28 protein-coding genes are annotated in these 26,675 nt (G+C 61.0%); 12 read left to right on the forward strand and 16 right to left on the reverse strand.

What is annotated here, in order from left to right; genetic code table 11:
• From AM571_RS06530 to cysS, 3 genes are all read right to left on the reverse strand, one after another.
• Nucleotides 1–492, reverse strand: a complete 492-nt coding sequence (locus AM571_RS06530) for a GFA family protein (protein WP_155774416.1) — start codon at nucleotides 490–492, stop codon at nucleotides 1–3.
• On the reverse strand, nucleotides 471–944 hold the full coding sequence (locus tag AM571_RS06535) for a GFA family protein (RefSeq protein ID WP_074060720.1): 474 nt from the start codon (nucleotides 942–944) through the stop codon (nucleotides 471–473). The genes AM571_RS06530 and AM571_RS06535 overlap by 22 nt, the downstream gene beginning before the upstream one ends.
• A gap of 199 nt (nucleotides 945–1,143) precedes the next feature.
• Nucleotides 1,144–2,535, reverse strand: coding sequence for a cysteine--tRNA ligase (cysS, locus tag AM571_RS06540; protein ID WP_074060721.1), 1,392 nt, complete (start codon nucleotides 2,533–2,535; stop codon nucleotides 1,144–1,146).
• Here cysS and AM571_RS36105 point away from each other — a divergent pair.
• Both AM571_RS36105 and AM571_RS06545 read left to right on the forward strand, forming a co-directional pair.
• Complete coding sequence (locus AM571_RS36105) at nucleotides 2,534–2,851, forward strand: hypothetical protein (RefSeq protein ID WP_132552114.1); 318 nt, start codon at nucleotides 2,534–2,536, stop codon at nucleotides 2,849–2,851. The genes cysS and AM571_RS36105 overlap by 2 nt on opposite strands.
• The gene (locus tag AM571_RS06545) at nucleotides 2,848–3,597 is read left to right on the forward strand and encodes a GH25 family lysozyme (protein WP_074060722.1); all 750 of its coding nucleotides are present in this window, start codon (nucleotides 2,848–2,850) and stop codon (nucleotides 3,595–3,597) included. The genes AM571_RS36105 and AM571_RS06545 overlap by 4 nt, the downstream gene beginning before the upstream one ends.
• A 3-nt stretch (nucleotides 3,598–3,600) precedes the next feature.
• Here AM571_RS06545 and AM571_RS06550 read toward each other — a convergent pair whose 3' ends face one another.
• The 4 genes from AM571_RS06550 to radA form a co-directional block, all read right to left on the reverse strand.
• Nucleotides 3,601–4,341, reverse strand: a complete 741-nt coding sequence (locus AM571_RS06550; protein ID WP_074063103.1) for an SDR family NAD(P)-dependent oxidoreductase — start codon at nucleotides 4,339–4,341, stop codon at nucleotides 3,601–3,603.
• Nucleotides 4,342–4,435: 94 nt separating this feature from the next.
• Complete coding sequence (gene purF, locus AM571_RS06555; RefSeq protein ID WP_074060723.1) at nucleotides 4,436–5,926, reverse strand: amidophosphoribosyltransferase; 1,491 nt, start codon at nucleotides 5,924–5,926, stop codon at nucleotides 4,436–4,438.
• Nucleotides 5,927–6,101: 175 nt separating this feature from the next.
• A complete protein-coding gene (locus AM571_RS06560; protein ID WP_074060724.1) occupies nucleotides 6,102–6,740 on the reverse strand; it encodes a CvpA family protein in 639 nt (212 codons plus the stop codon).
• A 97-nt stretch (nucleotides 6,741–6,837) separates the two neighbouring features.
• A complete protein-coding gene (gene radA / locus AM571_RS06565; RefSeq protein ID WP_074060725.1) occupies nucleotides 6,838–8,241 on the reverse strand; it encodes a DNA repair protein RadA in 1,404 nt (467 codons plus the stop codon).
• Nucleotides 8,242–8,382: 141 nt separating this feature from the next.
• On the opposite strand from radA, the gene AM571_RS06570 reads away from it, so the two are divergent.
• On the forward strand, nucleotides 8,383–9,018 hold the full coding sequence (locus AM571_RS06570) for a LysE family translocator (RefSeq protein WP_074060726.1): 636 nt from the start codon (nucleotides 8,383–8,385) through the stop codon (nucleotides 9,016–9,018).
• Nucleotides 9,019–9,026: 8 nt separating this feature from the next.
• Here the strand turns inward: AM571_RS06570 and alr are convergent, their stop codons facing one another.
• Nucleotides 9,027–10,187: an alanine racemase gene (gene alr / locus AM571_RS06575; RefSeq protein WP_074060727.1), complete on the reverse strand. Its 1,161-nt coding sequence runs from the start codon at nucleotides 10,185–10,187 to the stop codon at nucleotides 9,027–9,029.
• A gap of 105 nt (nucleotides 10,188–10,292) precedes the next feature.
• Entirely contained in the window at nucleotides 10,293–11,789 is a 1,497-nt protein-coding gene (locus AM571_RS06580; protein ID WP_074060728.1) for a replicative DNA helicase, read from the reverse strand.
• Nucleotides 11,790–12,104: 315 nt separating this feature from the next.
• On the opposite strand from AM571_RS06580, the gene AM571_RS06585 reads away from it, so the two are divergent.
• Complete coding sequence (locus tag AM571_RS06585; RefSeq protein WP_074060729.1) at nucleotides 12,105–12,548, forward strand: MarR family winged helix-turn-helix transcriptional regulator; 444 nt, start codon at nucleotides 12,105–12,107, stop codon at nucleotides 12,546–12,548.
• Nucleotides 12,549–12,652: 104 nt separating this feature from the next.
• Nucleotides 12,653–14,023, forward strand: a complete 1,371-nt coding sequence (locus AM571_RS06590) for an IS1182 family transposase (RefSeq protein WP_074063104.1) — start codon at nucleotides 12,653–12,655, stop codon at nucleotides 14,021–14,023.
• A 156-nt stretch (nucleotides 14,024–14,179) separates the two neighbouring features.
• Here AM571_RS06590 and rplI read toward each other — a convergent pair whose 3' ends face one another.
• From rplI to AM571_RS06615, 5 genes are all read right to left on the reverse strand, one after another.
• Nucleotides 14,180–14,758: a 50S ribosomal protein L9 gene (rplI, locus tag AM571_RS06595; RefSeq protein WP_074060730.1), complete on the reverse strand. Its 579-nt coding sequence runs from the start codon at nucleotides 14,756–14,758 to the stop codon at nucleotides 14,180–14,182.
• Between the two features lie 20 nt (nucleotides 14,759–14,778).
• Entirely contained in the window at nucleotides 14,779–15,753 is a 975-nt protein-coding gene (locus AM571_RS06600; protein WP_420493381.1) for a DUF2232 domain-containing protein, read from the reverse strand.
• Between the two features lie 162 nt (nucleotides 15,754–15,915).
• Nucleotides 15,916–16,164 carry a 30S ribosomal protein S18 gene (gene rpsR / locus AM571_RS06605; protein ID WP_004680498.1) on the reverse strand — a complete coding sequence of 83 codons (249 nt, stop codon included), beginning with the start codon at nucleotides 16,162–16,164 and terminating at the stop codon, nucleotides 15,916–15,918.
• A 13-nt stretch (nucleotides 16,165–16,177) separates the two neighbouring features.
• Nucleotides 16,178–16,639 (reverse strand): 30S ribosomal protein S6, encoded by a 462-nt coding sequence (gene rpsF / locus AM571_RS06610; protein WP_022714687.1) that lies wholly within the window; start codon nucleotides 16,637–16,639, stop codon nucleotides 16,178–16,180.
• A 447-nt stretch (nucleotides 16,640–17,086) separates the two neighbouring features.
• Nucleotides 17,087–18,130: an aldo/keto reductase gene (locus AM571_RS06615; protein ID WP_074060731.1), complete on the reverse strand. Its 1,044-nt coding sequence runs from the start codon at nucleotides 18,128–18,130 to the stop codon at nucleotides 17,087–17,089.
• A 201-nt stretch (nucleotides 18,131–18,331) separates the two neighbouring features.
• Here AM571_RS06615 and fabD point away from each other — a divergent pair, with 201 nt between their 5' ends.
• The 7 genes from fabD (at nucleotide 18,332) to gmk (ending at nucleotide 24,825) form a co-directional block, all read left to right on the forward strand.
• Nucleotides 18,332–19,276, forward strand: coding sequence for an ACP S-malonyltransferase (fabD, locus tag AM571_RS06620; RefSeq protein WP_074060732.1), 945 nt, complete (start codon nucleotides 18,332–18,334; stop codon nucleotides 19,274–19,276).
• Between the two features lie 30 nt (nucleotides 19,277–19,306).
• Nucleotides 19,307–20,044: a 3-oxoacyl-[acyl-carrier-protein] reductase gene (gene fabG / locus AM571_RS06625; RefSeq protein ID WP_074060733.1), complete on the forward strand. Its 738-nt coding sequence runs from the start codon at nucleotides 19,307–19,309 to the stop codon at nucleotides 20,042–20,044.
• A 287-nt stretch (nucleotides 20,045–20,331) separates the two neighbouring features.
• A complete protein-coding gene (locus tag AM571_RS06630) occupies nucleotides 20,332–20,568 on the forward strand; it encodes an acyl carrier protein (RefSeq protein WP_022714691.1) in 237 nt (78 codons plus the stop codon).
• An 88-nt stretch (nucleotides 20,569–20,656) separates the two neighbouring features.
• Entirely contained in the window at nucleotides 20,657–21,919 is a 1,263-nt protein-coding gene (gene fabF, locus AM571_RS06635; RefSeq protein ID WP_074060734.1) for a beta-ketoacyl-ACP synthase II, read from the forward strand.
• A gap of 117 nt (nucleotides 21,920–22,036) precedes the next feature.
• Entirely contained in the window at nucleotides 22,037–23,257 is a 1,221-nt protein-coding gene (gene mltG, locus AM571_RS06640) for an endolytic transglycosylase MltG (protein ID WP_074060735.1), read from the forward strand.
• 14 nt (nucleotides 23,258–23,271) lie between these two features.
• Nucleotides 23,272–24,159 (forward strand): YicC/YloC family endoribonuclease, encoded by an 888-nt coding sequence (locus AM571_RS06645; RefSeq protein ID WP_074060736.1) that lies wholly within the window; start codon nucleotides 23,272–23,274, stop codon nucleotides 24,157–24,159.
• Between the two features lie 3 nt (nucleotides 24,160–24,162).
• On the forward strand, nucleotides 24,163–24,825 hold the full coding sequence (gmk, locus tag AM571_RS06650; protein WP_074060737.1) for a guanylate kinase: 663 nt from the start codon (nucleotides 24,163–24,165) through the stop codon (nucleotides 24,823–24,825).
• Here gmk and rsmA read toward each other — a convergent pair.
• Both rsmA and pdxA read right to left on the reverse strand, forming a co-directional pair.
• Nucleotides 24,822–25,649 (reverse strand): 16S rRNA (adenine(1518)-N(6)/adenine(1519)-N(6))-dimethyltransferase RsmA, encoded by an 828-nt coding sequence (gene rsmA / locus AM571_RS06655; RefSeq protein ID WP_074060738.1) that lies wholly within the window; start codon nucleotides 25,647–25,649, stop codon nucleotides 24,822–24,824. The genes gmk and rsmA overlap by 4 nt on opposite strands.
• Entirely contained in the window at nucleotides 25,649–26,671 is a 1,023-nt protein-coding gene (pdxA, locus tag AM571_RS06660) for a 4-hydroxythreonine-4-phosphate dehydrogenase PdxA (RefSeq protein ID WP_074060739.1), read from the reverse strand. The genes rsmA and pdxA overlap by 1 nt, the downstream gene beginning before the upstream one ends.
• Nucleotides 26,672–26,675: the final 4 nt, after the last annotated feature.

The raw sequence follows: 26,675 nt of genomic DNA on the forward strand, positions 1-26,675 counted from the left end.
TCATGGCCAGTGGTTCGTATCGTGATCGGGATGCTGACGATTGCTGGCTGAGATCGCGTCTTCACGCTCCGAGCTCAAGGCGGCGGGCTCTATCGGCAGGGTGTCCAGTGCGTGGAGCCAGTTCATCTTGCGGCCGGTATTCGATTGCATCACCGGCCTGACCGCATCTGGATCGTCCAGTGAGCCGAGTGTAACGTTGACGGATACGGCTCCAGGTATGTCGTAAAAGAGCGGCGTGCCGCAATCGCCGCAGAAGCCGCGTCGCACGAGATCGGAGGAGCAAAACCACTTCGGTGTTCCGCGTGTCAGCGTAAAGTCCGTTCGCATGACCGCTCCAAGCGGCAGGAAATAGTTCCCCGCCGCCTTCTGGCACATGCGGCAATGGCAGATATGCGGATAGCCGAGCTCGCCGGCGGCGCGATAGCGCACTGCGCCGCATTGGCATCCGCCGCTATGAAATGTTCCTGCCGTCACTTGCGCTCCTCTGGCCATTCTGTCGTGTCGTGATCTGGATGCTGATAGGAAACGATCTCGCTGATGAATGGGGCGTTTTCGACGTCGTCCTGCGTCCGCATCCCCGGAAGCTCGTGCAGTTTGTCCGTGAACGGCAGCTTGCCTTCGATGCCATACTGGATCGTCGGCGGCAGAAGAGCCGGATCATCGAACGCGCCCGCTGCAATCGCCATCCCATCCGGCGCTTCATAGGTCAGCGGTGTGCCGCAATCGCCGCAGAAGCCGCGCTCGACGAAATTGGACGAACGGAAGGTCTTCCGCTTACCCCGCGTCCATTTGAAATCAGCCCCGCGCACGGAAACCAGCGGTGCATAATAGCCACCGAACGCCTTCTGGCACATGCGGCAATGACAGATCGACGAATGCGAAAACTCGCCTTCCACCCGGAACCGGATCGCACCGCACTGGCAGCCACCGGTGTAGACCGTCATCGATACTTCCTCCCGTCTTGCATGTGAACAAAGCCCTCTTCCAACCCTGCCAACAAGGCACAGGTCTGGTTCGCGCCGCCGCGGGGATTGACAGCGGCAACATCGGCGGATGCTGCATGCTCGACACGTTTTCCAAGCGGCACGGCCCAGCAGCCCATCGGATGGGGTCGAGGAGCGGCATTTTCCGGTAACATTGACCTCACCGCTTCACCTCCCAGGTCGTTAAGCGCTCGCCAGTGACCGCATCCTTGCCGTCCTTGAGCTGGATGCCCTCGGCAAGCAGCGTCTCGCGGATCTTGTCGGCCTCAGGGAAGTTCCTTGCCTTCAAGAGTTCGAGGCGGGCGCGCACGCGGCTGTCTATCTCGGCGGCGACTGCCTCGTCCACTTCCGTTTCCTTCGGCTCCACGCCGAGAAGGGCAGCGCTCGCGGCGAAGGCGGCGGCGTTGCCGGACTGGGCCAGGGCATGAAGCGCCTGAACGGCGGCGACGGTGTTTAAGTCGTCGGCAAGCGCGTTCAGTACGGTCGGGTCCGGCGACGCGTCGCCGGCATCACCGGCTGGCCACTTCGAAAGCAGGCGTTCGGCCTCTTCCAGGCGCTTGATCGAAAAATCGATCGGCTCGCGATAGTGCGTCATCAGCATCGCAAGCCGCAAAACTTCGCCCGGCCATTTCCGGCCGCCGAATTTTTCGGTGTGCAGCAGCTCGTAGATGGTGACGAAGTTGCCTTCGGATTTCGACATCTTGCGACCTTCGACCTGCAGGAATCCGTTGTGCATCCATATATTCGCCATCACATCCGTGCCGTGAGCGCAACGAGACTGGGCAATCTCGTTTTCGTGGTGCGGGAAGATCAGGTCCAATCCGCCGCCGTGAATATCGAAGACCTCGCCGAGATAGCGCTGGCTCATCGCCGAGCATTCGATATGCCAGCCAGGACGGCCGCGGCCCCAGGGGCTTTCCCAGCCGGGTTCGTTATCGCTTGAAATCTTCCAGAGAACGAAGTCGCCGGGGTTCTTCTTGTGCGCATCGACGGCGACGCGCGCCCCGGCCTGTTGCTCATCGAGATTGCGCTTTGAAAGCGCGCCGTAATCCGCCATGGATTTCGTGTCGAACAGGACTTCTCCCTCCGCCTGATAGGCGTGGCCCCTGGCAATCAGCTTTTCGATGATTTCGATCATCTGCGCGATGTTTTCGGTCGCGCGCGGCTGGATGGTCGGATCGAGGCAGCCGAGAGCCGTGGCGTCTTCGAGATACTGTGTCTCGGTTTTTTCGGTGACCAGGCGGATAGCCTCGTTCAGCGGCAAGCCGGGATGGTCGCGCAACGCCCGTAGGTTGATCTTGTCGTCGACGTCGGTGATATTGCGGGCATAGGTTACGTGCTCGGCGCCATAGACGTGCCTGAGCAGCCGGAAAAGCACGTCGAAGATGATGGCGGGCCGCGCATTGCCGATATGGGCGTAGTCGTAAACAGTCGGGCCGCAGACGTACATGCGGACGTTTAGCGGGTCGATGGGCTTGAAGACCGTCTCCTCGCGCGTCAGCGTATTGTACAGCTTGATTTCCGGCTTCTTCAGTTCCGGCTGGCCGGCCATGTCTATTCTCCCAAAATGCAATGATCCGAAAAATATCGCCGCCGGCGGGCCGGGGCGTTTCTCATCTTTGGGTATTTGGGAGACGAAAACGGCCAGGCCAGCGGGCGCGCTAGCGAATAATCTTCCGGCAGATAATGCAGATAACCGTTTTCATGGCGGGTTTTATGGCGCGGGAACGATGTTTGGTCAAGTGCTGCGTAAAGACGAACATCGCGAGCGCCAGTCAGGGCTGGCGCGGCAGATAATCCGCTGTCTGCAGCATAAGCCTTTTTCTTGCCAAAGGGGCGGAAGCGGTGGAGCGAGAGGGTACCAGTGAAGAAAGAAGTTCAGCGAGCCGTCCTCGGCACAGCGATCCTGGCGGTCGCATCCGCTTTCTATTTGGCTTACGATTTCGCCATGGTCCGCTTCAATCATCCATCCATCAGGGACTATCCGATCCAGGGCATCGATGTCAGCCACCATCAGGGCGACATCGACTGGAAGAGGCTCGCTGCTCAACCGAATGTGCGCTTCGCCATCATGAAGGCGACAGAGGGCGGGGACCATAAGGACACCCGATTTGCCCGCAACTGGCAGGCTGCAAAACAGGCCGGCATCGTTCGTGGGGCATATCACTTCTTCACCTTTTGCCGTCCGGGCCGTGAGCAGGCACAGAACCTATTGGCGACAGTTCCCAAAGAGCAGGGCACGCTGCCGATTGCGATCGATCTCGAATTTGTCGGCAACTGCGACAAAGTTCCGACGGTCGAGCAGCTGAGCGCCGAGGTCAAGGCCTTCGTGGCCGAGATGAAGAGTACATATCCGGGAAAGCCGATATTCTACGTCACGCAGGAATTTTTTGACACGTATCTGAAAGGCAACGAATTCCGCTTCCCGGATCATTATCTCTGGCTGCGCAGCCTATTCAAAGAACCAGAGCAGCAAAAATGCGGCCGCTGGTCGATATGGCAGTTTGCCGACAACGGCAAAGTCGATGGCATCGACGGGCCGGTCGACCTCAACGCGCTATGTCCTGAGGAAACGGACCTTGCGACGCTGTTTGATGAAACAGCGGGCCGGTAGCCCTTATTCCGGCGGCCGGTAATCAACGAGCCTGTTGTCGCGCACGATGAAGAGCTTGCCTGTCTCGACTACATCCGGACCGACGAGCGGCAGGATCGCCCTGGCGACTTCGGAAGGATGCGGCAGCGTCGCGGGATCTTCGCCGGGCACGGCCTGCGCGCGCATTGCGGTGCGGGTGGCGCCCGGATCGACGCTGGTGATGCGAAGAGGCGTCGACCGGCTTTCGCCGGCCCAGGTGCGCGCGAGCGCTTCGACTGCGGCTTTGGACGCGGAATATGGGCCCCAAAAAGGCCGGCATTTGTGAGCGGCAGCCGAAGAGATGATCACGGCGCGGCCGGCCTCGGAGCGCGCCAGCAGCGGATCGACGGAGCGGATCAGCCGCCAGGTGGCCGTGACGTTGATGTTCATCACCTTCTCGAAGGTCTTTGCCTCGATATGACCGATCGGCGAGATGACGCCGAGCACGCCGGCATTGGCAACGAGGATGTCGAGCTTGCCCCAGCGGTCGAAAATCGAGCCTCCGAGCGCGTCGATGGCGTTCATATCCGCAAGATCGAAAGGCACGAGCGTGGCGCTGCCGCCCGCAGCCTTGATCGCGTCGTCAAGCTCCTCGAGACCGCCGACCGTGCGGGCGCAGGCAATCACGTGGGCTCCGGCCTTCGCCAGTTCCAGTGCCGTGAAATAGCCGATGCCGCGCGATGCACCGGTGACGAGAGCGATGCGGTTCTTGAGGTCGATGGTCATGATCGTGTCGTCCGTATCGGTTTGCGCGAAAAAGCATCCCACCCTGACGAGGGGAAGAGGAGGCGTCGGCGTTCATTCAGATTTATGAAATCCCTCAGCCGTTGCTGGCCATCACGGCGAGCTTGCGCACGTTGCTCGTGCTTTCCTTGTCGAGCAGGCGCGTCGGGTAGTCGCCCGTGAAATAGTGGTCGGTGAACTGCGGATTCTCGTTGTTGCGATCTTCCCCGCCGACTGCACGATAAAGCCCGTCGATCGAGAGGAATTCGAGCGAATCGGCGCCGATGTAATCGCACATCGCCCTCAGGCTGTTGTACTGGTTGGCAAGCAGCTTGTCGGCGTCTGGCGTATCGATACCGTAAAAATCCGGGAAATAGATCATCGGGCTTGCGACGCGGATATGGACCTCCTTGGCGCCTGCGTCGCGGATCATCTGGACGATCTTCAGCGAGGTTGTTCCCCGCACGATCGAATCGTCGACGAGGACGACGCGCTTGCCTTGGATCATCGCCCGGTTTGCCGAGTGCTTCAGTTTGACGCCGAAGGCGCGGATCTGCTGCGTCGGTTCGATGAAGGTGCGGCCGACATAGTGGTTGCGGATGATGCCGTATTCGAAAGGAATGCCGCTCTGTTGGGCATAGCCGAGCGCTGCCGGCGTACCGCCGTCGGGAACCGGCACGACGACATCGGCATCGATCGGGGATTCCTTGGCGAGATTGATTCCCATGTTCTTGCGGGCGACATATATGCTGCGACCGCCGACGACGGAGTCAGGGCGAGCAAAGTAAACAAATTCGAAAAGGCACAGACGCTCCGGCTTAGGCGCTTCGGGCTTGCGGGCGTCGATGGTGATCGAACCGTCCGGCTGGATTTCGCAGATCACGACTTCGCCGTTCTCGACGTCGCGGATGTACTTGGCGCCGATGATGTCGAGTGCACAGGTTTCCGAACAGAAGATCGGCTTGCCGTCGAGCTCGCCCATGACGAGCGGACGGATGCCGATCGGGTCGCGCGCGGCGATCAGCTTCGTGCGGGTCATGGCCAGCATCGAGTAACCGCCTTCCATCTGGCGGATCGCATCGATGAAGCGATCGGACGAGGAGGCCTGTTTGGAGCGGGCGATCAGGTGGAGGACGACTTCGGTATCCGATGTCGACTGACAGATGGCGCCGTCGGCAATCAGTTGACGGCGAAGGGTCAGGCCGTTGGTGAAGTTGCCGTTATGGGCAACGGCGATGCCACCGACTTCCAGTTCGGCAAAGAGCGGCTGGACGTTGCGCAGGGCCACTTCGCCAGTCGTGGAGTAGCGCGTGTGGCCGATCGAGATGAAGCCTGGCAGCTTGGCGAGCGTTGCAGGATCGGTGTAGTGGTCGCCGACGAGCCCCATGCGCTTTTCGGTATGGAACTGGCGGCCGTCGAAGGTGACGATACCGGCCGCTTCCTGTCCGCGGTGCTGGAGGGCGTGAAGTCCGAGAGCCGTCAGCGTTGCTGCATCGGGATGGCCGAGAATGCCGAAGACGCCGCATTCCTCGTGGAGGGTATCTCCGTCGAGTTCATCGTTGAGCGTGGAGGAATGGGACTGGTTCATTGATGCGGGCCTTTGCTCTCACAAGAATGGATCGGCTTTTTCCATAGCATGATGCCGGATTCAGGGCATTTTAAACGGCGGAGGCCCGGCCGAGCAAATGCCCGGCCGGACCCTTATGTCACGTCCCGCTCAAATGGCAATTGCCACGCGGCAGGTCAAGCTGTTGAACACTGTGTCAATTCGACTGCGGCTGCGCGCCGCCTGACGGGGCTGCGCCGCCTGCAGGCGCTGTATCATCCGCCGGGGCTTGTTCGCCGGCCGGTGCATTGCTGCCTTGCGAGCCTCCGGCCGGCGGCTGAACCTTCTCGAGCACGCTGGCTTTGACCATCTGTGCGAATTCCTCGGGCAGAACCGATTGCAGCTTTACGACCATCGAGTCAAGGAACGGCTTGGACTTGGCATTGTTCACCCAAGTGGGCCGGTGATCGGCATCGACGAGCCAGTTCCAGAAGGCCACTGCCACGACGAGAAGCAGTATGCCGCGTGCCGCGCCGAAGAGGAAGCCCAAAGTGCGGTCGAGCGCGCCGATCCGGCTATCGATGATGAAATCGGCAATCTTCATGGTGATGAAGGAGATGACGATCAGCGCAATCAGGAACACGACGGCGGCGGAGCCGACGATCGCGATGCGGTCATCATCGGTATACCTCTTCGCGTAAGGCACGAGGTACGGATAGAGGTAGTAGGCAGCGGCAGCCGAGCCGCCCCAGCTTGCGATCGACAGCACCTCACGCGAAAAGCCGCGGACCATCGCCAGAACGGCGGAGAAGAGGACGACGCCGATGACAATACCGTCGAAAATCGTGATGGGCATATAAATTCAACTCCAGGACCGCCGCGTGAGTGATGCGGTTCGGTCGGGCCTCATTCGTGTGCATCCTATATCATCACCGTTTGTGGCAATGAAAGGATCAAACCTCGTCTTCCACACGTCGTAGCGCACCTTTGGATCCGGCAATGCGCACGACCAGGTCCGGCAGGCTCTCGATCTCGCTCCAGCGCCCGCCCGAACCCTTTGGCAAATCGGCGGAGGCTGACGGAAGAAGCGCTGCAGAAAATCCCAGCTTCTCGGCTTCTTTGAGGCGCTGAGGGGTATGCGCAACCGGTCGGACGGCCCCCGACAGGCTGACTTCGCCGAAATAGACGCAATCGGCCGGCAGAGCAATACCGGCAAGAGAGGAAACCAATGCGGATGCGACGGCAAGATCAGCTGCCGGTTCGCTGATACGATAGCCGCCGGCGACATTCAAATAGACGTCATGCTGGCCGAGCCGTACGCCGCAATGGGCCTCGAGCACTGCAAGGACCATCGAAAGTCTGGCCGAATCCCAGCCAACCACGGCACGGCGCGGCGTTCCGAGCGATGTCGGCGCCACCAGTGCCTGCACTTCGACGAGGATCGGGCGTGTTCCTTCCATGCCGGCGAAGACTGCCGCTCCCGGAGACTTTTCATTGCGCTCGCCCAGGAAAAGTTCAGATGGATTGCCGACCTCACGCAGGCCGCCGTCGGACATTTCGAAAACGCCGATCTCGTCCGTTGGCCCGAAGCGGTTCTTGACCGTGCGCAAGATGCGGTAGTGATGGCCGCGGTCGCCTTCGAAGTAGAGCACGGCGTCGACCATGTGTTCCACCACTCGCGGACCGGCGATCTGGCCGTCCTTGGTGACGTGGCCGACGAGAACCATGGCGGCTCCGGTCTGCTTGGCGAAGCGGATCATCGCCTGCACGCCGGTGCGCACCTGCGTCACCGTTCCGGGCGCCGATTCCGCCAGTTCGCTCCACAGCGTCTGGATCGAGTCGATGATGACGAGATCCGGCCGCTTGCCCTCCGCAAGCGTCGCCAGGATATCCTCGACATTGGTCTCCGCGGCAAGCATCACGTCGGTGTCGGCCGCACGCAGGCGCTGGGCGCGCAGCCGCACCTGCGCCACGGCCTCTTCGCCCGAGACGTAGATGATCTTGTGACTGCGGCGCGAAAGCGCTGCTGCCGCCTGCATCAGCAGCGTCGACTTGCCAATGCCCGGATCGCCGCCGACCAGCACCGCCGAGCCGCGCACGAAACCGCCTCCGAGCGCCCGGTCGAGTTCCGAGATGCCGGTATGGATGCGCGGCGCTTCTTCGATCTCGCCGGAAAGCGCCGTCAGCGTCACCGGGCGGCCCTTCTTCGGCGTCCTTGCCGGTCCGCCGCCGATCCCGCCCATCGGGTCTTCTTCGACGATGGTGTTCCACTCGCCGCAGTTCTCGCATTTGCCTGCCCAGCGGTTGTGGATCGTGCCGCAGCTCTGACAGATGAATTGGGTCCTGGCCTTCGCCATCAATGATGCTTTCGTCCATGAGCGCCGGCGCGCCCGAATCACATTTGCCCTAGATAATGGCTTGCGGGACCGATCAAAACTAATGATTTTCCCATCAGGCGTCCAAGTGGCAGCATGGAAGGATCATCCGACGGATCGCCAATGCTCGATTATTCGCCCGCCCACTGGATCGCCTTCTTTACCGCCGCCGTGCTCTTGAACCTGTCGCCGGGTCCGGATATGGCATTTATCATCGGCCATACGATCAAGAGCGGCACGCGTGCCGGATTCTCCGCCGTCTTCGGCATCTGGACCGGCGCCTGCCTGCATGCGCTTTTCGCAGCCTTCGGCCTTTCGGCGGTACTTGCCGCCTCTGCCGTTGCCTTCTCGGCAGTGAAGTGGATCGGTGCGATCTATCTCGTCTGGCTGGGCATCCAGGCCCTGCGGTCGAGCGGCGAGGGCGGCCTGGTCGGGGCGGCAGGCGAAGGGCTGGGCTCGGGACGGATCTACCGGCAGGGCGTGCTCGTTTCGCTGCTTAACCCGAAGGTTGCGATCTTCTTTCTCGCCTTCCTGCCGCAGTTCGTCGTCGAAGGCGCCGGGCCTGCCTGGCTACAGCTTTCCGTGCACGGTGGGCTGATTATCGTCGTGGCCGCATTCATCGAGCCGCCGCTGATTTTGGCCGGAGGGCGGCTTGCCGGTCTGATCAAACGCAACAGGAGGGTCGGCCTCTGGCTCGATCGCGGGCTTGGCGCACTATTCGTTGCCCTTGGCGTGCGGCTTGCGCTGACAAGCCGCTGAGCGGGAACTCAGTCTTCGCTGACGTATTTTCGCTCATGCCGCAGGCCGACGCTTGCCAGCATCTCATAACCGATCGTGCCTGCCGCCCGAGCCACATCGTCCACGGGGATATTCCTGCCGAACAGCTCGATGTAATCGCCGGCACGGATGAGGTTTTCCGGCAGGTCGGTCACATCGAAGATGGAAAGGTCCATGGTGATGCGCCCGGCGACCGGCACGGTGTAGCCCTCAAAGAAACCTTGGCCGCCCTGCGGCACGATTTGGCGAAGCGGAACGCCGCCGCTCGACTGGCTTCGCATGTAGCCGTCCGCATAACCGGCCGAAACGATGGCGAGGCGGCTATCGCGGTCAAGCTTCAGCGCCCGACCATAACTCACGGATTCGCCAGCGCGCACGGTTCGGACCTGGATGACGCGCGCCTCCGCGGTCGCAACTGGGCGCATGGGATTTGGCACGCCGCTCACCGCTTCGCCGCCGTAGATGGCAATGCCGGGGCGCGTCAGGTCGAAATGATAATCCTCGCCGAGAAAGATCCCGCCGGACGCTGCGAGGCTTGATTCGATACCTTCATAAGCGGCGCTGACCTTGCGGAATGATTCGAGCTGCTGCTTGTTCATCTGCGATGAGGGATCGTCGCCGCAGGCAAGATGGCTCATGACGAGGACAGGGGCGAAGCTGGCTGGGCGGGAGACGTCGTCAGCCAGCGCGAGCGCTTCGTCGATTTGAAGGCCGAGGCGGTTGAAGCCGGTGTCGACATGCAGGGCACAAGGGTAGTCACCATACTCCGAAAGCACCGCCATCCAGAAGGCGAGCTGTTCCTCGGAGGAGATGACCGGCACGAGGTCGTTGTCAAAGAAGCGTCGTTCAGTGCCTGACCAGATGCCGGCGAGCACGAAGATGCGCGCGTCGGGAGCGTAGAGGCGCAGCGTCACGCCTTCATCGACCGTTGCGACGAAGAAGTCGCGCGCACCCGCGAGGTAGAGCGCTTCGCCTGCGTCCTCGATGCCCATGCCGTAGGCGTCCGCTTTCACGACCGCGGATGTGCGCGCCCTTTTGGAGCGTCGGGCCATGTCGCGCCAGTTTTCCGTCAGCGCAGTGAGGTCGACCGTCAGCCGCACGCCGGCGGAAGCAAAACTGTCTTCTTCGGAGGCGGCGGAAATTTCAGTCATGAATCCACGTCAAAAAATGGCCGGAGATGAGTCTGCGGCCAGTCTAGAGGTCAATTTCGTCAATAGGAAGTCCGCCGCCGCACTGCAGCAAGAAATCAAAAAAGCTCAGTGTTCCTCGTACTGGATGAAGGACGGGTCGGCGAGGTCGGCAAAGCGCGTGAATTCCGCCTGGAACGCAAGCTTTACTGTGCCGGTCGGTCCGTGACGCTGCTTGGCGATGATGACGTCCGCCGTGCCCTTCACCTTGTCGAACAGCGCTTCCCACTCCGCATATTTCGGGTCGGCCGGATCGCGGGGTTCCATGTTCTTGACGTAATACTCTTCGCGGAACACGAAGAGCACGACGTCGGCGTCCTGTTCGATCGAGCCCGATTCACGCAGGTCGGAGAGCTGCGGGCGCTTGTCATCGCGGCTTTCGACCTGACGCGAAAGCTGTGAGAGCGCGATGATGGGAACGTTCAGTTCCTTGCCGAGGGCTTTCAGGCCGGTGGTGATCTGGGTGATTTCCTGGACGCGGTTCTCGTTCGACTTGCCCGAGCCGGTCATCAGCTGCACGTAGTCGACGACCAATACGTCGAGCCCGCGTTGGCGCTTGAGCCGCCGGGCGCGGGCGGCAAGCTGGGCGATGGAAATGCCGCCGGTCTGGTCGATATAGAGCGGCACCTTCTGCATCATCATCGAGCAGGCGACGAGTTTTTCGAAGTCCGCGTCGTTGATGTCGCCGCGACGGATTTTCGAGGAGGAGACCTCGGTCTGCTCGGAAATGATGCGGGTGGCGAGCTGTTCCGACGACATTTCGAGCGAGTAGAAGCCGACGACGCCTCCGTTTTTCGCCTTCATGCTGCCGTCGGACTGGACCTCGCCCTCATAGGCGGCGGCGATATTGTAGGCGATATTGGTCGCAAGCGATGTCTTGCCCATGCCCGGGCGTCCGGCAAGGATGATCAAGTCCGAGCGCTGCAGGCCGCCCATCTTCGAATCGAGCGAATGGATGCCGGTCGAGATGCCCGAGAGGCCGCCGTCGCGCTCCTTGGCGACCGCCGCCATGTCGATCGCCAGCGCCACGGCGTCGTTGAATGCCTGGAAGCCGCCGTCGTAGCGGCCGTTTTCGGCAAGCTCGAAAAGGCGGCGTTCGGTATCTTCGATTTGCGTCTGCGGCGGCATGTCGAGCGGCGCGTCATAGGCGATGTTGACCATGTCCTCGCCGATGGTGATCAGCGCCCGGCGCAGCGCCAGATCGTAGATCGCGCGCCCATAGTCCTCGGCGTTGATGATTGTCACCGCTTCGCGGGCAAGGCGCGCGAGGTATTCGGAGACCGTCATGTCGCCGACCTTCTCGTCGGCCTTCAGGAAGGTCTTGATCGTCACCGGATTGGCGATCTTGCCCATACGGATGATGTCGCCTGCGACCTCGAAAATCTTGCGGTGAAGCGGTTCGTAAAGATGGATCGGCTTCAGGAAGTCGGACACCCGGTAATAGGCGTCGTTGTTCATCAGGATGGCACCCAAAAGCGCCTGCTCGGCCTCGATGTTGTTGGGTGCTTCGCGGTAGTGCTGCTCTGCTGGAGCAACGGCGGCAATCTTTCGCGCGGCGTCGTTCATCTTGATCCGTTCTGTCTTTTCCGTTGACGGATTTGAAGGCTCGTCAGGGCAAATGCAAGTGCAGCTCAGCAACAGCCTCTGGCCTGCCGTGAAATCCGTGACGCTTTGCACATTGTTCGACTTCTCCACAGCGCTGAAGCCGCCGGGGAGAAAATATCGCCGGTGTCACCTTGAGGACACGGCATGAAGACCGCGACTCATCCAACCCATAATATTTTAGCCTGAATGCCTCGAGCGTGGCACTTGAAAAGACGCCTGAACTCAATTAGACAGAGGAAAATATAATTAGTGCGCTAACTAAATAATGGGGAATTCATGGCGAATATGCTTCTCAGGCGGGAACTCATTGAGGACATCGCTGCGTTTACCCGGAAATTGAGGGCGACGTTCGATTCCCTTGTGCGGGAGAGAAACATGACATTGCCGCGCGCGCGAGTCTTTTTCACCCTCAACAAGAAGGACGGCATCAATCAGCGAGAACTGGCCGAACGGCTGGAACTCGAAACGCCGACGCTGGTGCGGATCCTGGACGCAATGGAGGCGCAAGGCTTCCTGGAACGCCGCGTCGCCGGTTCCGATCGCCGCGCCAAGGAGATCTACATAACGGATGCGGGAAGGGCAGTTGCCAGCGAGGTCGAGGATCTTGCCGCAGACGTGCGCGCCCGGGTCGTCGCCGGCATTTCCGAAGGTGACTTGAGGACGACCCTGAGCGTCGTCCGCGCCATGCAGGCAAACCTGCTTGCATTTCGGGGCCAATGAGAACCAGGCCGACTGACAAACGCAAGAAGCCCGGCATCAAGCCGGGCTTCTCAGACTGCTGACAAACCCCTGGCTTAGCTGGGGGTTTTATGATTCTGTGGGACATGTTGAAGAAACCTGCCCCCACCCAGACGGCTCTTGAGATGGTGACGCTCGACAGCCTGGTGCCGAAGGATCATCTGCTTCGCAGGATCGATGCGGTTATCGACTTTTCTTTCATCCATGACCGCGTTGCCGGACTTTATTGCGCCGACAACGGCCGGCCGCCGCTCGATCCGACCTTGATGTTCAAGGCTTTGTTCATTGGCTACCTGTTCGGCATCCGCTCGGAGCGTCAATTGGTGCGCGAGATCGAGGTCAACGTCGCCTATCGCTGGTTTCTGCAGATGAAGCTGACGGATGGTGTGTTTGACGCCTCGACGCTGTCGCAGAACCGCCGCCGGCGTTTCAACGACACCTCGGTCGCCCAGGACATTTTTGATCATATCGTTGAGCAGGCAATCGGCCACGGGCTGGTCGATGGTACGGTGCTTTATACGGATTCAACGCATCTGAAGGCGAACGCCAACAAGGGTAAATACGACCTTCAGATGATCGAGAAGTCACGCTCCGATTACTGGGCCGATCTCGACCAGGCGATTGAGGTCGAGCGGGCAGTGCATGGCCAAAAGCCTTTGAAGGAGAAGGAGCGTCAGCCGGAGGTGAAGGAAACCAAGGTGTCGCGCACCGATCCCGACAGCGGCTACATGGTGCGCGACGGCAAGCCGAAAGGCTTCTTCTACCTCGATCACCGCACGGTGGATGGCAAGCTTGCGATCATCACCGACACCCATGTCACGCCCGCCAATGTGCATGACAGTATCGTCTATCTCGACCGGCTGGACCGCCAGCGTCAGCGCTTCGACTTCGAGGTCGGTGCTGTCGGGCTGGATGCCGGCTATGCCACGTCCGGCATCGCCAAGGGTCTCGAAGACCGCGACATTCTCGGCGTCACCGGCTACCGCAATCCGACCCCGCCCAAGCCCGGCATGATGCGCAAGTCGAAGTTTGACTATGAGCCCGAGACAGACGGCTATCGCTGCCCCGAAGGCCAACTCCTGACCTATGCCACCACCGACCGCAACGGCTATCGGCACTACCGCTCCGATCCGGCCATCTGCGGCGATTGCCCGTTGCTGGCTTCCTGCACCACTAACGCCGCGGCGACACGCACCATCACCCGCCATGTCTGGCAAGACGCCCGCGAGCGGACCGACGACCACCGCAAGACACCTTGGGGCAGGGCCATCTACAAGCGGCGAAAGGAGACGGTCGAACGCTCGTTTGCCGATGCCAAGCAGCTTCATGGCCACCGCTATGCCCGCTTCCGAAGTCTCACCCGCGTCGCATGCCAGTGCCTACTGGCCGCCGTTGCCCAGAACATCAAGAAGATCGCAATGGCACTCACAAAGGCTCCAAAACCAAGCCTGGCGTGAGGGCACGAGCCCCTCTTCGGCCCCGCAAACATAACCCCACCCAAAATCCGCTATCCAAAACAAAACAAACCCGCCGAAAAATCGACGGGTTTGTCAGCAGTCTGAGAAGCCCGGCATCAAGCCGGGCTTCTGCTTCGTGAAGCAAGCTTGCGAAGCTTATGCTTCGTCTTCGGCGTTGCCGTCGGCATCCGGATCAAAGAAGTCTTCGGCACGCAGGGCGTCTTCATCAACGCCGTAGATGGCGTCGACGGAGGTGAGCGTTTCGCCCTTTGCCTGGCGCTCGGCTTCGTCGGCGGAGCGGGCAACGTTGAGATTGACGTGGATTTCGACTTCGGCGTGAAGCTGCAGTTCGACCTTGTGGATACCGATCGCCTTGATCGGCGTGTTCAGGTGAACCTGGTTGCGACCGATGTTAAAGCCTTCGGCGGCCAGGATTTCCACGACGTCGCGGGCAGCAACCGAGCCGTAGAGCTGGCCGGTTTCGCCGGCCGAGCGAACGACGATGAAGGACTTGCCGTCGAGGACGTCGGCGACCTTCTGGGCTTCCGACTTGCGCTCGAGATTGCGGGCTTCGAGCGTTGCGCGCTCGGATTCGAATCGGGACTTGTTGGCGGCATTGGCGCGCAGTGCCTTGCCGAGCGGCAGGAGGTAGTTGCGTGCAAAACCGTCGCGAACCTTGACGGTTTCGCCCATCTGGCCAAGCTTGGAGATGCGTTCGAGAAGAATGACTTCCATCTTCGTTTCCTTTCGTGTCTCTAGGTTTTCTTGTCTGTGGGTTGAGGGGTGTCGGCACTCTTGTTCGGGGTCAGGGCAATCGCCTTGCGCGTATCGGACAGACCGACGACGAGAATGAAAAGAGCTGGCAGCATCAGAACGAGCGATGCCAGGTAGCAAAGGACGAGCGCCGGCAGGCGCCAGTCCTTGCCGCGCGTGCGGAAATGCAGCGCGGCGAAGCCGGAAAGCAAAAAGCCGGCGCCAAAGGTGCCGACGACGGTTGCTCCGATCATCGCCGGGACGCCGCCGAAGAAGGTGGCGGCCAGACCGGCGAGGAAGACGAAGATCGCGTTGCGGTTCATGCGCAGCGCGGACGGAATGTCCTCTCTCGGGCGAAGTGCCCGGCCGGAGGCATTCACGATGCGTGCCGCGATATAGTAGGCCGCAAACAGCATCAAAACCCACATTGCGCCCTGGATGGCGGGCAGCATCAGGAGAAGGAGCGACTTGGTCTGCGCGGTGGCCGTGTCATTGAACGTGAAATCGGGCTGTTGCTGCGCAAAGGAACCGAAGAGTGCGTCGACCATCTGGCCGATAAGTTCCGGGCCATAGCCGATCATGTAGCCCGTCACGATGACGGCGAGCGTCACCAGGCCACAGAGATGTAGCAGGATGTCGGAGAGCGGATACCAGGCCGTCAGGTGTTCCGGGCCGCCGAGCTCTGCGGCGGGACGAGCAAGGTTTGCCAGGTGGCTGATCCAGCCGGCGGGAATAAGCGTCACCAGCGTCATCATCAGCGCGAAAGCCGGGGAGCCGGCGACTGCACCGAAGGCGGCAGCGGTGACGACGGCAGAGATTGCCGCGGCATTGCCCCAGCCGAGACCTACGAGAAGGATGGGCAGAGCGGAGGCGGCGTAGAGCAAGGCGCTGAACGACAACTGGGCGCTCGCGCCGAGCGCCAGGAGCGCGGCGGTCAATCCGGCGAGCGCGCCGGTCAGCAGCCTCTTGAAGTTCATTTTTGTCACGTCGCTGTCCTGCTTCATCGAGCAGTTAGAGGATGTCTCCTGAATCGAATCCAGAAAGACCGCCTCAACATGGGTTTTCAGGGTTCCGATCCGCGCCCATCGCGGAAGGGATGCGACCCTCTGATTTGGCAACCAGAGGGTCGCGATAGCAAATTAAGCTACGACGTACGGCAGCAGGCCGAGAAAGCGGGCGCGCTTGATCGCCTGGGCGAGCTCGCGCTGCTTCTTCTGCGAAACAGCGGTGATGCGCGACGGAACGATCTTGCCGCGCTCGGAAATATAGCGCTGCAGAAGACGGACGTCCTTGTAGTCGATCCGCGGCGCATTCGCGCCCGAGAACGGGCAGGTCTTGCGACGGCGATGGAACGGACGGCGGACCGGAGCGGAGGAAGCTTCAGACATATCTCAAATCTCCTTATACGCGGTCTTCGCGCGGACGGCGCGGACGGTCTTCACGGTCGCCAAAGCCACCCTCACGCGGCGGGCGCGGGCCACGGTCGAAACCGCCTTCGCGCGGGCCACGGGCGCCGTCACGCGGGCCGCGATCGTCGCGGTCGCGCTTCTGCATCATGGCAGACGGGCCTTCTTCGTGCTTTTCGACAGCGAGCGTCATGTAACGCAGAACATCTTCGCTGATGCGCATCTGGCGTTCCATTTCCTGGACGGCAGCTGCCGGTGCATCGATGTCCATCAGGGCGTAGTGAGCCTTGCGGTTCTTCTTGATGCGGTATGTGAGGGACTTAAGCCCCCAGTTTTCAATGCGCCCGACTTTGCCGCCGTTAGCTTCGATCACGCCCTTGTACTGTTCTACGAGGGCATCGACCTGCTGAGCGGAAATATCCTGCCGGGCAAGGAATACATGTTCATAAAGAGCCATGACAGCTTTGCCTTTCTTGCGTTGGTTCAACCCGATATTCGGCGGCTAAGCCTCAACGACTGCTCCTGATTGGGCTGAACCCAGGCAAGAAAAGCGTTCCGAGACGGTCGAGAGCGGAGACACGGGAGGCTGGAACGCTTCCGTTCCGAACGATTTCCGAAGAAACCGGCCCTCCGTTCAGCCACCAGCCAGAAGACCGGGTTTGCGAACAGGGGCGCTTATACGGATTTTTCGGCGAAAGGCAAGCGTTCGGATACGATCAACAGGCCATCGTGCCCTTTATAGTCCTCTTGAGGGCAAATTCTGCACGTGCCGGAAAGGCAGGATCCGGCCCCGCCACGCGGTCATCGAGGAAGGGCGACGCCCTTCACATGTCCGGACTTTCATTCTCCGCAGCGTTGGTAGAGATGTTTTGGGCCTGGTTTGATCCTAAGCCTGCAGCACTGGTCACAGCGGCATCGGATACTGCCGGTGGACCTTCTCGATCTCGCCGAGGACGTCGCTCGACAGTTTCGCCTCGACGGCGCTCAGGTCGATCATCAGCTGCTCAATCGTCGTTGCGCCGATGATGACGGAGGTCATGAAGCGGCGGGTGAGGCAGAAGGCAAGCGCCATGGCTGCCGGATCAAGCCCGTGCATCGCTGCAATTTCGACGAAGGCCCTGGTGGGCGCTTCCTGCAGCGGCTGCAACCGGCCGCCGAGATCGCCGTTGATCGTAGCGCGCGATCCGGCTGGCCTTGCGCCGTCAAGATATTTTCCGGTGAGCAGGCCAGCCGCAAGCGGTGAATAGGCAAGCAGGCCGACATCCTCGTGATGCGACAGTTCCGCCATGTCCAGGTCGAAGTGGCGGTAGAGGAGGCTGTATTCGTTTTGGACGCTGGCGACGCGTGGAAGGTCGTTTTGCTCGGAGAGCGTCAGGTATTTCTGCGTGCCCCACGCAGTTTCATTGGACAGGCCGATGGCGCGCACCTTGCCTTCCTTCACCAGCATGTCCATCGTTTCGAGGATATCGGTGATATTGGCGACCGCCTTGGCCCGATCCTGCTTGAAGGGGTCGTAGTGCCAGTTCTGCCGGAAGTGGAAATGCCCGCGGCTCGGCCAATGAATTTGGTAGAGGTCGATGTAATCGGTCTTGAGCCGTTTGAGGCTCGCTTCGACGGCAAGCTTGATATTCTTGGCGTCGGCACCTTCGCCGCCCCGGATATAGGAGCGTCCAGGCCCGGCGACCTTTGTCGCCAGCACGATGCGGTTTCGCTTGCCGGTCCTTGCGAACCAGCTGCCGATATAATCCTCCGTGCGCCCCTGCGTTTCCGCCGAAAGGGGGGTTGTCGGGTAAAGCTCGGCGGTATCGAAGAAGTTCACGCCGTTCTCGACGGCGTAATCCATCTGCTCGTGCGCTTCGGTTTCGGTATTCTGCGTGCCCCACGTCATGGTGCCGAGGCAGATTTGCGAAACCGAAATATCGGTGCGACCTAATCTATTAAACTTCATTGGAACCTTGGAATTGGATGAGAGGACGTAGCGGGAAAGGGCGGCGCAAATTTAGGCGCCAATTGCGCAAGCGCAAGGAAAAAAATCGCGACTTTTGGCGCCAGCAAAGGCTTTGGAGACCCTGGCAGCACTATTGACTCTGCCCGCAAGAACGTCAATTGGAGGCGAAACAGTCCAAATTGACATAATAAGGGACATGAGATGACCGTCGCTTTCACATTTCCCGGCCAGGGAAGCCAGGCCGTGGGCATGGGCAAGGAGCTCGCGGAAAATTTTTCCGAGGCGCGTTCCGTCTTCGAAGAGGTTGACGATGCGCTCGGCCAAAAGCTTTCAGCAATCATCTTCGAGGGCCCGGAAGAAACGCTGACGCTGACGGCCAATGCCCAGCCTGCGCTGATGGCGGTATCGCTTGCGGTGGTTCGTGTCCTTCAGGCGAAGGGTCTCGATCTCAAGTCGAAGGTGTCCTATGTTGCAGGTCATTCGCTCGGCGAATATTCCGCACTCTGTGCCGCCGGCACCTTCTCGCTGGCCGAAACCGCGCGTCTGCTGCGTATCCGCGGCAACGCCATGCAGGCTGCCGTTCCTGTCGGCGTTGGTGCCATGGCGGCGATCATCGGGCTGGAACATGCCGACGTCGTGGCCGTTTGCCAAGCTGCTTCGGCCGATGGTGCCTGCCAGATCGCCAACGATAACGGCGGCGGCCAGATCGTCATCTCCGGCGAAAGGGCCGCGGTCGAAAAGGGCGCGGCACTGGCAACCGAGAAGGGCGCCAAGCGCGCGATCCTTCTGCCGGTTTCCGCTCCCTTCCACTCCTCACTGATGGCGCCGGCTGGCGAGGCGATGCGCGAAGCGCTCGCGGGCGTTTCGAAGTCCAACCCTGTCGTTCCACTGATTGCCAACGTTCGCGCCGCGCCGGTGACAGACGCCAATGAGATTGCAAGGCTCCTTGTCGAGCAGGTCACCGGCCAGGTCCGCTGGCGTGAAACGGTAGAATGGTTTGCCGCAAACAATGTCACGACGCTTTATGAACTCGGCTCGGGCAAGGTACTGACCGGCCTTGCGCGGCGCATCGACAAGACGGTGAACGGTATTGCCGTCAATACGCTCGCCGATATCGACGCGGCCATCGCCGCCCTCACGGCCTGATTGGTTTCACCAGATATAAGGAACGCATCCATGCTCGATCTTTCCGGCCGCAAGGCGCTCGTTACCGGTGCATCCGGCGGCATCGGCGAGGAAATCGCCCGCATTCTCCACAAACAGGGAGCCGTCGTCGGCCTTCACGGCACGCGGGTCGAAAAGCTCGAAGCGCTGGCAAACGAGCTTGGCCACCGCGTCAAGATATTCCCGGCGAACCTCTCCGACCGTGACGAGGTCAAGGCGCTCGGCGTCAAGGCCGAAGCCGAACTCGAAGGCGTCGATATCCTTGTGAACAACGCAGGCATCACCAAGGACGGCCTGTTCGTACGGATGAGCGACGAGGACTGGGACAACGTCATCGAGGTCAACCTGACCGCGATGTTCCGCCTGACGCGCGAGCTGACGCATCCGATGATGCGCCGCCGCTACGGGCGCATCGTCAACATCACCTCGGTGGTCGGTGTCACCGGCAACCCGGGTCAGGCGAACTACTGCGCTTCCAAGGCCGGCATGATCGGCTTCACCAAGTCGCTCGCCCAGGAGATCGCGACGCGCAACGTGACCGTCAATTGCGTCGCGCCGGGCTTCATCGAATCGGCCATGACCGGCAAGCTAAACGACAAGCAGAAGGAAGCGATCATGGGCGCAATCCCGATGAAGCGCATGGGCACGGGTGGCGAAGTGGCGTCCGCCGTAGCCTACCTCGCCTCCTCGGAAGCCGCCTATATGACGGGTCAGACGCTGCACGTAAACGGTGGCATGGCCATGATCTGAAACAGAAACTGGCCCTGTTTGCGTTTTTCGGCGGAATAGCGTGTTGACCAATGGAACAGGGTTGATTTTCAGGCTTTGCGGCAGACATAAACCGTGTTAAGCGGGCCATGACTGTCACAGTCGTTCCGGGAAACAAGGCGGACCGGCAGGCTTTTTTGCCAGCGGGGAACATCTTAGAGAGCCGGGCTAACGAGTTTGCTGAAAGTGCCGAGAGGGCGCCGAAGGCTGAACCAGGGTAGGGATGCCGGAAGGCATTCTCATCAGGATATAAGGTCGAGGAAACCGACATGAGCGATATCGCAGAACGCGTAAAGAAAATTGTTATTGATCATCTTGGCGTCGATGCCGAGAAGGTTGTCGAGAGCGCCAGCTTTATCGACGATCTGGGTGCTGACTCGCTCGACACGGTCGAACTGGTCATGGCCTTCGAGGAAGAATTCGGCGTAGAAATTCCGGACGACGCAGCAGACTCGATCCTCACGGTCGGCGACGCAGTAAAGTTCATTGAAAAGGCCCAGGCTTAATCCTGTGTGATTTTCAAAGGGCGGGCCATGAGTCCGCCCTTTTTGTTTGTGCATTGCTTTAGCGAAAGAACAGGCGGGGAAGCTGTCGATGAGGCGGGTCGTCATCACCGGTACCGGAATGGTATCACCCTTGGGATGCGGAACTGAAGTGACCTGGTCGAGGTTGCTCGCTGGCCGCAGTGGCGCCCGCCTTGTCACCGAATTCGAGGTGGATGATCTCCCTGCCAAGATTGCCTGCCGCATCCCGGTCGGTGACGGCGCAGACGGCACCTTCAACCAGGATGACTGGATGGAGCCAAAGGAACAGCGCAAGGTCGATCCCTTCATCATCTACGGAATGGCCGCTGCCGACATGGCGTTGAACGACGCCGGCTGGCATCCTGAGAACGACGAGGACCAGATCGCGACCGGCGTGCTGATCGGCTCCGGCATTGGCGGCATCGAGGGTATCGTCGAGGCGGGCTATACGCTGCGCGACAAGGGCCCGCGCCGTATCTCGCCCTTCTTCATTCCCGGCCGCCTGATCAACCTCGTATCCGGCCAGGTTTCGATCCGCCACAAGCTCAGAGGACCGAACCACTCGGTCGTCACCGCCTGCTCGACTGGCGCGCACGCAATCGGCGATGCTGCCCGTATGATTGCGTTCGGCGATGCCGACGTCATGGTCGCGGGTGGTACGGAATCGCCGGTGAGCCGCATCTCGCTTGCCGGCTTTGCCGCCTGCAAAGCGCTTTCCACGCAGCACAACGACGATCCTGAGAAAGCATCGCGTCCCTATGATCGCGACCGTGACGGCTTCGTCATGGGCGAAGGTGCCGGTATCATCGTCGTCGAGGAACTGGAACATGCCAAGGCGCGTGGCGCGAAGATCTATGCCGAGATCGTCGGCTACGGCCTGTCGGGTGACGCCTACCACATCACTGCGCCGGCGGAAGACGGTGACGGCGCGCAGCGCTGCATGGCCATGGCGCTGAAGCGCGCCGGACTGACGGCTGCAGATGTCGACTATATCAACGCGCACGGGACGTCGACCATGGCCGATACGATCGAGCTTGGCGCCGTCGAGCGTCTGGTCGGCAACGCGGCATCGAAGATTTCGATGTCTTCGACCAAGTCGGCGACGGGCCATCTGCTGGGCGCAGCCGGTGCCATCGAGGCGATATTCGCGACGCTTGCGATCCGCGACAACGTCGCTCCGCCGACCCTCAATCTCGATAATCCCGAGCGCGAAACGGCAATCGATCTTGTTCCGCACAAGGCCCGTCAGCGAGAAATCAATGTTGCACTCTCGAATTCCTTTGGATTCGGCGGTACGAATGCATCGCTGGTGCTGCGCCGCTATAGTGCCTGACGGCGGTTTTTGACACGACGGGAGGATTGGCCAGTACCTCTCGCGACGGTAGCCTACCTGTTTTTTGCCGTATTGCTTCTTAAAACAACGGACAGGGCCAAGTTTAGAGGATTGCCGGTGAGCGATACGAATCAGAGCAACGACGCGGCGGGCCACAACGGCCATCCGGCGCAGAACGGGCCGATCATTCCGAAGTCGCCCAGTGAAGCGCTGCGCCCGGAACGCGTTCCGGAGCCGCCGAAGCGTTCGAAGAAGGCGCGCAGCCAGGTCGTGATCTTCTTGAACTTCCTGATGACGATGGTCGTGCTTGCCTGCGCCGCCGGCATCTTCGCCTTCTATTACGCGATCTCCAGTTACCAGGAGCCCGGTCCGCTGGAGACGAACACCAATTTCATCGTGCGCAGCGGCGCAGGCCTTTCGGAAATCGCCACCAATCTTGAGCGCAACAACATCGTCTCCGACGCCCGCATCTTCCGCTATCTCACGGCGACGTACCTGAACGAGGGGGAGAGCCTGAAGGCCGGCGAATACGAGATCAAGGCAAAGGCTTCCATGAATGACATCATGGAACTGCTGAAGTCCGGCAAATCGATCCTCTATTCGATATCATTCCCGGAGGGCCTGACGGTGCGCCAGATGTTCAACCGCATGAACGCTGATACCGTCCTGGAAGGCGAATTGCCGACGGCATTGCCGCCCGAAGGCAGCCTGCGTCCCGACACCTACAAGTTCTCGCGCGGCACGAAACGCTCCGAAATCATCGACCAGATGGCTGCAGAGCAGAAAAAGCTCGTCGACCAGATCTGGGAAAAGCGCGACCCTTCGGTCTCGCTGAAAACCAAGGAGGAGTTCGTGGTGCTTGCTTCGATCGTCGAGAAGGAAACCGGCATTCCCGACGAGCGTGCGCATGTCGCATCCGTTTTCCTCAACCGGCTCGCCAAAGGCATGCGGCTTCAGTCCGATCCGACCATCATCTACGGGCTCTTCGGTGGTGACGGCAAGCCCGCCGACCGCCCGATCTACCTGTCGGACCTGAAGAAGGAAACGCCTTACAACACCTACGTGATCAAGGGCCTGCCGCCGACGCCGATCGCAAATCCCGGCCGTGATGCCCTGGAAGCGGCGGCCAATCCCTGGAAGACGGACGACCTCTATTTCGTCGCCGACGGCACGGGCGGTCATGTTTTTGCGGCGACGCTCGAAGAGCACAATGCCAACGTCAAGCGCTGGCGCAAGCTCGAAGCTGACAAGGGTGCCGATCCGAATATCGTGGTTGACGGCCAGCCGGAGGCTCAGGCCGAGCCGGCGGCCCAGCAGAAGAAAAAGAAGACGAACTGATTTCGGAGGCTCGGATGGCGTTGCAGTCCATGACCGGTTTTGCGCGGCGCGAGGGAACGAGCGGCCGCTGGCGCTGGGCTTGGGAACTGCGGTCGGTCAACGGCAAGGGGCTCGACCTGCGCCTTCGGCTGCCGCCAGGACTCGAGCGCATGGAAACAGACGTTCGCCGCATTGCGGGCGAACAGTTCAGCCGTGGCAACATGCAGGCCAACCTCTCGGTTTCGGCAGCCGAAAACCGCTTCGAGACGGTTCTCAATCAGGACGCTCTGGCCAATGTGCTTGCAATGCGTGACCAGCTTGCGGGCGTCATCGATCCGGCGCCTCTGACCCTCGATACGCTGCTTTCGATCCGCGGACTGGTGGAATTTCGCGAGTCGGAGGATAGCGAAGAAGAAATCGCCGCCCGCGATGCCGACGTCACCAAAGGCCTGCTGGCCGCACTTGCTGACCTCAAGCTGATGCGGGAACAGGAGGGTGCTGCCCTGTCTCGCGTGCTGCTCAACCATGTCTCGACGATCGAGGACTTGACGCATACGATCGAACGCGACCCGTCGCGCACGCCGCAGGAGATTTCCGCCCGCATCAAGGCGCAGGTTGCCTTGCTGATGGACGGAGCGGGCGCGCTTGATCGCGACAGGCTGCATGCCGAGGCGGCTCTGCTTGCGACGAAGGCCGACCTGCGCGAAGAAATCGACCGGCTGAAGGCGCATGTGGCGGCCGCACGGGATCTGTTGGGCCGCGGCGGCCCGGTCGGCCGCAAGCTCGATTTCCTTGCACAGGAATTTAACCGCGAATCGAATACCATCTGTTCGAAGTCGAATGCCTCGGCGGTCACTGCCGCCGGCATCGAACTGAAAGTCGTCATCGACCAGTTCCGCGAACAGGTCCAGAATCTGGAGTAGGACATGAAACCGGCGAAAGCTTCGCCCGTTCCGATCGCTCGCCGCGGTCTGATGCTCGTCATTTCGTCGCCCTCGGGCGCGGGAAAGTCGACGATTGCGCGGACACTGCTTGCGCAGGATAGCCAGATCGGCCTCTCCGTCAGCGTGACGACCCGCCAGCGGCGCCCGAGCGAGGTCGAGAGCATTCACTACCACTTCAAGAGCATCCGCGAATTCGAGCGACTGCGCGATTCCGATGCGTTGTTGGAATGGGCTGAAGTGCACGGCAATTTTTACGGAACGCCGCGCGAACCGGTGGAAGCAGCGATGGCGGAAGGCCGTGACATGCTTTTCGACATCGACTGGCAGGGCGCCCAGCAGCTGCAGGAGAAAATGTCGGCAGATGTCGTATCCATCTTCGTGCTGCCGCCGACCATGACCGAGTTGCAGTCAAGGCTTCACCGCCGTGCGGAAGATTCGGAAGAGGTCATCGCAAAGCGGCTTGCCAATTCGCGCGCCGAAATCGCGCATTGGCGGGAATATGACTATGTCATCGTCAATGACGATCTCGATACTGCCTTCGACGCCGTGCAGTCGATCGTGAAGGCCGAGCGCTTGCGCCGCGACCGGCGGCACGGCATCTACGATTTCGTCACAAAACTGCTGGAAGAGACGCCGGTTCTTTAAAGCGAATTGGCAAGCAGGCAGAATTCCTGGACTGAAAGCGTTTCCGCACGGCGCTGCGGGTCGATGCCCACCTTGTTGAGGAGACTCTCGCCGCCGAGCGGCTTGAGGCTCTGGCGCAGCATCTTGCGCCGCTGACCGAAGGCCGCATGCGTTACTCTTTCGAGATTGGCGACGTCGCAGGGGATGGGATTTGCCTTCGGCGTCAGATGCACCACCGTCGACGTCACCTTCGGCGGCGGCGTGAAGGCTTGCGGCGATACGTCGAAAGCCATGCGGGCATCGGCGCGCCAGCCGCAGAGTACACCGAGGCGGCCATAGTGGTCGTCATCCTGTTTGGCGACGATGCGCTCGCCGACTTCCTTCTGGAACATCAGCGTCAAGGATTCCCAAAACGGTGGCCACTTTTTTGGCAGAAGCCAGTTCACCAGGAGTTGCGTGCCGACGTTGTACGGAAGATTGGCGATGATCTTGACGGGCCCCTGAGGCGCCAGCGCCTCGAAATCGGTCTTCAGCGCATCGCCGCCCATGACTTCGAGCCTGGCAGGATAGTGAGCGGATATTTCCGCCAGCGCAGGCAGGCAGCGCGGATCACGCTCGACGGCGACCACCTTCTTCGCACCCAGCGCCAGGATGGCGCGCGTCAGTCCGCCGGGTCCGGGTCCCACTTCGAAGACGGTGCAGCCTTCCAGCGATCCTGCCGTGCGGGCGACCTTCTGCGTCAGGTTGAGGTCGAGAAGGAAGTTTTGCCCGAGCGCCTTGCGGGCATCGAGGCCGTGACGGTGGATCACGTCGCGAAGCGGCGGCAGACCATCGAGCGCGGCCATCAGCGGTGTTCCGCGGGACGGCTGAGATGGGCTGCAAGCTTGAGGGCGGCAATCAAGCTCTTTTCGCGCGCGATGCCCTTGCCGGCAATGCCAAAGGCAGTGCCGTGATCCGGCGATGTCCTCACGAAAGGCAGGCCGAGCGTCACGTTGACGGAATCGTCGAAGCCGAGCGCCTTGACCGGGATCAGGGCCTGATCGTGATACATGCAGACTGCGACATCATACCGGGCGCGAGCCTCGTCGTGGAACATGGTATCGGCGGGCAGGGGACCGATCGCGTCGACGCCCTCAAAGCGTAGAAGCTGTATGGCGGGATGAATGATGTCTTCGTCCTCGCGCCCCATCGTTCCGCTTTCGCCGGCATGCGGATTAAGACCAGCGACGGCAAGGCGGGGCCTTTCGATGCCAAAGCGGTGCCTGAGATCGGAATGCGCGATACGGCAGGTCTCTGCGATCAATTCACCGCTCAAGGCCTGCGGCACGTCCTTGATCGGGATGTGAATGGTAACGGGTATCGCCCGCAGCTTCGGTCCGGCAAGCATCATCACCGGCCTGACCGGATTGCCGGTCGCGCGGGCTGCGAGATCGGCAAGGAATTCGGTGTGGCCCGGAAACTTGAAGCCGGCCTCGTAAAGAACGGCTTTGGCGATGGGATTGGTAACGACGCCCGCTGCCAGTCCCTTCACGACCAGCGATACGGCCGTTTCGATCGCAGCGATCGTACCTGTTGCGGTCGCGGCATGCGGCTCGCCGGCAGCCACCTCGACGCCGGCAGGAACGGGCAGGACGGGGAGAGCGTCGGCAAAGACATCCGCTGCCGTTGCGGCGTTCGCTTCGGCTATCTTGACGGAAAGATCCAGCTGCCGTGCTCTTGCCTCCAGAACGTCAGGATCGCCGATCAGAAAGAAGGGAGGAAGGCCGAGCTCACGCCGCCTCAGCCAGGCCATCAGGGTTATGTCCGGGCCGATGCCAGCCGGATCGCCTTGCGTCAGCGCAAGCGGGCGCGAAAACGGGGAAGCCACGGCG

It is taken from the genome of Rhizobium etli 8C-3 (assembly GCF_001908375.1).
GTDB classification, from domain to species: Bacteria; Pseudomonadota; Alphaproteobacteria; order Rhizobiales; family Rhizobiaceae; genus Rhizobium; species Rhizobium etli_B.